The 3,998-nt window shown below is 71.1% G+C and carries 4 protein-coding genes and 1 riboswitch; of the genes, 1 reads left to right on the plus strand and 3 read right to left on the minus strand.

Annotated elements, in window-relative coordinates:
* Positions 1–171: 171 nt before the first annotated feature.
* The 3 genes from E4099_RS30070 to thrC form a co-directional block, all read right to left on the minus strand.
* A complete protein-coding gene (locus tag E4099_RS30070; RefSeq protein WP_135342270.1) occupies positions 172–375 on the minus strand; it encodes a cold-shock protein in 204 nt (67 codons plus the stop codon).
* 433 nt (positions 376–808) lie between these two features.
* Entirely contained in the window at positions 809–1,084 is a 276-nt protein-coding gene (locus E4099_RS30075) for a MoaD/ThiS family protein (protein ID WP_135342271.1), read from the minus strand.
* Positions 1,081–2,373: a threonine synthase gene (gene thrC, locus E4099_RS30080; RefSeq protein ID WP_245245307.1), complete on the minus strand. Its 1,293-nt coding sequence runs from the start codon at positions 2,371–2,373 to the stop codon at positions 1,081–1,083. Before thrC ends, E4099_RS30075 begins: the two co-directional genes overlap by 4 nt.
* 17 nt (positions 2,374–2,390) lie before the next feature.
* A riboswitch (SAM riboswitch) is annotated at positions 2,391–2,620 on the minus strand.
* Positions 2,621–2,806: 186 nt separating this feature from the next.
* Here thrC and E4099_RS30085 point away from each other — a divergent pair.
* The gene (locus tag E4099_RS30085) at positions 2,807–3,781 is read left to right on the plus strand and encodes a glucosyl-3-phosphoglycerate synthase (RefSeq protein ID WP_135342273.1); all 975 of its coding nucleotides are present in this window, start codon (positions 2,807–2,809) and stop codon (positions 3,779–3,781) included.
* Positions 3,782–3,998 lie beyond the last annotated feature (217 nt).

The following is a 3,998-nucleotide window of genomic DNA, read 5'->3' on the forward strand; positions in this document are numbered from 1 at the left end:
GGACGGGACCCAAAGGCGGGCGGGGGTGCCCGCCGCCCGGGGCGCCCCGGGCGGGCCCAGGGTCGGTCGGCAGGCGGGAGCGCGGAGCGCCCGGGCGCGCGGAAGGGCCCGCACCCCCGTCGGGGTGCGGGCCCTTCCGTTCGCTGACGTCTGCGGTCTGCGTCTCGACACTCAGACCGACAAGCGGACCATGTCCGCCTGCGGCCCCTTCTGGCCCTGCGAGATCTCGAACTCGACCCGCTGGCCTTCCTCAAGGGTGCGGTAACCGTCCATCTGGATCGCGCTGTAGTGGACGAACACGTCCGCACCACCGTCGACCGCGATGAAGCCGTACCCCTTCTCCGCGTTGAACCACTTGACGGTGCCCTGAGCCATTCCTAACTCCCCTATTACTGGCCCTTGCGCAGGACCGCACTCCGCGGACCCGGGTCAGACCTCACCTCCCGGTCAGTGGAAGGTGTGCGCCGGAACGCGTCGACCGCCGCTGAATGTATCTGCCCAACTGCCCAGCGCAACAGGTCAATCGGACGAGAATTCTGACGGCACTCCACTGGACGTAACGGGGTAATTCCCTTGAGTCCAGGGCAAGTCGGGCCGGGCATAGCTCACCAACCCGACAATTCGCGCTCGCAATTGGCGCACAACTTGACGGGTTCTTATGGGCGTTTGACAGCGCTGAAAAGAGGGGAGCGAGCCAACTGTATCGCGATTCAACGCACGGAATCGCCCCGTCCGATTCCGCCGGACGAGGCGATTCCGCTCTTGCCGATCAGCTCGGCCATCGCGCCGTGCGCCGGCGCGCCCGCGTTCAGCCGCCGGCCACCGCCGGGATGATGGAGACTCCGGCGCCGTCCGGGGTGGCCGCCTGGAGGCCGCCCTCGAAGCGCACGTCGTCGTCGTTGACGTAGACATTGACGAAGCGGCGCAGCCGGCCCTCGTCATCCAGTACGCGGGCGGCGATGCCCGGGTGGTTCCGCTCCAGGGAGTCGATCACCTCGGCGAGGGTCGCGCCCTCGGCCGGCACCTCGGCCTGTCCGCCGGTGTAGGTGCGCAGGATGGTGGGGATGCGTACGTTGACACTCATGCCAGGCCGGCCTCTCGGAACGAGTCAAGGGTGGGGCGGATGATCGCGGACGGCCCGGTGGTGGGCGCGACGGCGTCCAGCGTCTTGAGTCCGTCGCCGGTGTTGAGGACGACGGTGGTCAGCGCCGGGTCGAGCAGTCCGGCCTCGATGAGCTTGCGGGTCACGCCCACGGTCACCCCGCCGGCCGTCTCGGCGAAGATGCCCTCGGTACGGGCGAGCAGCTTGATGGCGTCCACGATCTGCTCGTCGTTCACGTCCTCCACCGCGCCACCGGTGCGGCGGGCGATGTCCAGGACGTACGGGCCGTCGGCCGGGTTGCCGATGGCCAGCGACTTGGCGATGGTGTCGGGCTTCACCGGACACATCACGTCGTGGCCGTCCTTGAAGGCGCGGGACACCGGGGCGCAGCCCTCGGCCTGGGCGCCGAAGATCCGGTACGGCCGGTCGGGTACCAGGCCGAGCGCGATCAGCTCCTTCAGCCCCTTGTCGATCTTGGTGAGTTGGGAGCCGGAGGCCACCGGGATGACGATCTGGTCCGGGATCCGCCAGCCCAACTGCTCGCAGATCTCGTAGGCCAGCGTCTTGGAACCCTCGCCGTAGTACGGGCGCAGGTTGACGTTGACGAAGCCCCAGCCCTCGCCCAGCGGGTCGCCGATCAGCTCGGAGCAGAAGCGGTTCACATCGTCGTAGGTGCCCTCGATGCCCACCAGGTCGCCCCCGTAGACGGCGGCCATGACGACCTTGCCGGCCTCCAGGTCGTGCGGGATGAAGACGCAGGAGCGGAACCCGGCGCGGGCCGCGGCGGCGCCCACCGCGCCGGCCAGGTTGCCGGTGGAGGAGCAGGACAGCGTGGTGAAGCCGAAGGCGCGGGCCGCCTCGACCGCGATGGCCACCACCCGGTCCTTGAAGGAGTGGGTCGGGTTCCCGGAGTCGTCCTTGACGTACAGGGCGCCGGTGACGCCCAGTTCGCGGGCGAGGTTGTCGGCCCTGACCAGCTTGGTGAGGCCCGGGTTGAGGTTCGGCCTGGCGGCGACGTCCGGCGGCACCGGGAGCAGCGGGGCGTACCGCCAGATGTTGTGCGGGCCGGCCTCGATGCGCCGGCGCAGCGCCTCGGGGTCGCCGGTCGGCAGATCGTAGGCGACCTCCAGCGGCCCGAAACAGATGGCGCAGGCGAAGATCGGGCCGAGCGGGAAGCGCTCACCGCATTCGCGGCAGGAAAGCGCCGCGGCGGGGCCCAGGGACACGTCGGAGGGTGCGGGGGTAGCGGATTCGACAGCTTGCGCAGCCATGCAGGCGAGGCCCTTTCTCCTCATCTTCCTCATGGCGGACGTCGCCATGAGACGGAATTGGCACCTTTCCTGGCCTGCGTACTCACCCGAGGACCTGTGCCCGAAGAGCCCCTGCCGGGGTGTCGAGCGCTGAACGGTCCGGTGTCCGAAGGACCCCTCACGGGGTGCTGACCGGACGACGGGTGGACTGGCTGGAGGGTTGCCGGGGCTTCATCGGGCCGTATCCCTCTGCCCCTCTGGATGAGCGGTATGGCACTGGGCGGGGCCCAGGCATTTGTCACGGAGCGACCCCGGCATGCGATGGTCCTCCGCGTTGTTCAAGACTGTAACCGAACCCCCGGACGGCGGAAGGTGCCGTCCGAAGCGCGAGACGCGCCGTCCACGGCGGTGGGTCCGCGGCTGTAGACAGGTCGAGCGACAGGGAGTCGTACAGGTGCTGGAAGAGGTGGAGCGCTGGCTGACGCGGCGGTCCTGGTCCGCGGCCGACCGTCCGCTCGACCGGCTGCTCGCCGCCAAGGAGGCCACCGGCAGCACGGTGAGCGTGGTGCTTCCCGCCCTGAACGAGGAGGCGACGGTCGGCACCATCGCCGCCACGATCCGGCGCGAGCTGATGGACGGGGCCGTGCCCCTGGTCGACGAGCTGATCGTGGTGGACTCCGGCTCGACCGACCGCACCGCCGAGGTGGCCGCCGCGGCCGGGGCGAAGGTGGTGCACCGGGACGCGGTGCTGCCCCGCGTCCCCGCGCTGCCCGGCAAGGGCGAGGTGCTGTGGCGCTCGCTGCTGGCCACCAGCGGGGACATCGTCTGCTTCGTCGACGCGGATCTGCGCGACTTCTCGGCGGAGTTCGTGTCCGGGATCGTCGGGCCGCTGCTGACCGACCCCGAGGTGCAGTTCGTCAAGGCGATGTACGACCGGCCGTTCGTCGCCGGCTCCGGCGCGGGTGCGCCCGAGATGCCGGTGGGGCAGGGCGGCCGGGTCACCGAGCTGGTCGCACGGCCGCTACTCAACCTCCACTGGCCCCTGCTGGCCGGTTTCGTGCAGCCGCTCGGCGGCGAGTACGCGGCCCGCCGCAGCCTGCTGGAGCGGCTGCCCTTCCCGGTCGGGTACGGCGTCGAGCTGGGCCTGCTGGTGGACGCGCTGCACACGGTCGGGCTGGACGCGCTGGCCCAGGTGGACGTGGGCGTACGCAAGCACCGGCACCAGGACGGGCAGGCGCTGGGCCGGATGGCGGCGGCCATCTACCGCACCGCGCAGGTGCGGCTGGCCCGCGGACACCTGGTACGGCCGCGGCTGACCCAGTTCCGCCGCGGGGAGCGGGGGTTCCTGCCGCACACCACGTCGGTGGACACGGAGGAGCGGCCGCCGATGATCGAGATCCAGGAGTACGCGGAGCGGCGCGCGGCGTAGTTCCGCCGGGTGCGGTGGACCAAGGGGCGTGTTTGCCCACGTGCGGGCGGGGCCCGGCCGGAAACGGTGGATCGCCCGGGGCCCGGCCACGGCAGGCAAGGCAAGACGCGGGGCCCCGGGCGCACAGCTCACGCGTCGACACCCACCACCCGCCCGTCGCACCGGATCCACGTGCGGGCGGGGGGTCGGGGGCGTCGGTGAGGCGTCGGGGCCGACG

The organism is Streptomyces palmae (assembly GCF_004684805.1).
GTDB classification, from domain to species: Bacteria; Actinomycetota; Actinomycetes; order Streptomycetales; family Streptomycetaceae; genus Streptomyces; species Streptomyces palmae.

Bases quoted from the DNA above. Each gene is read 5' to 3' on its own strand.
- E4099_RS30070 (WP_135342270.1), bottom strand. From the start codon at position 375: ATGGCTCAGGGCACCGTCAAGTGGTTCAACGCGGAGAAGGGGTACGGC.
- E4099_RS30075 (WP_135342271.1), bottom strand. From the start codon at position 1,084: ATGAGTGTCAACGTACGCATCCCCACCATCCTGCGCACCTACACCGGC.
- thrC (WP_245245307.1), bottom strand. From the start codon at position 2,373: ATGGCTGCGCAAGCTGTCGAATCCGCTACCCCCGCACCCTCCGACGTG.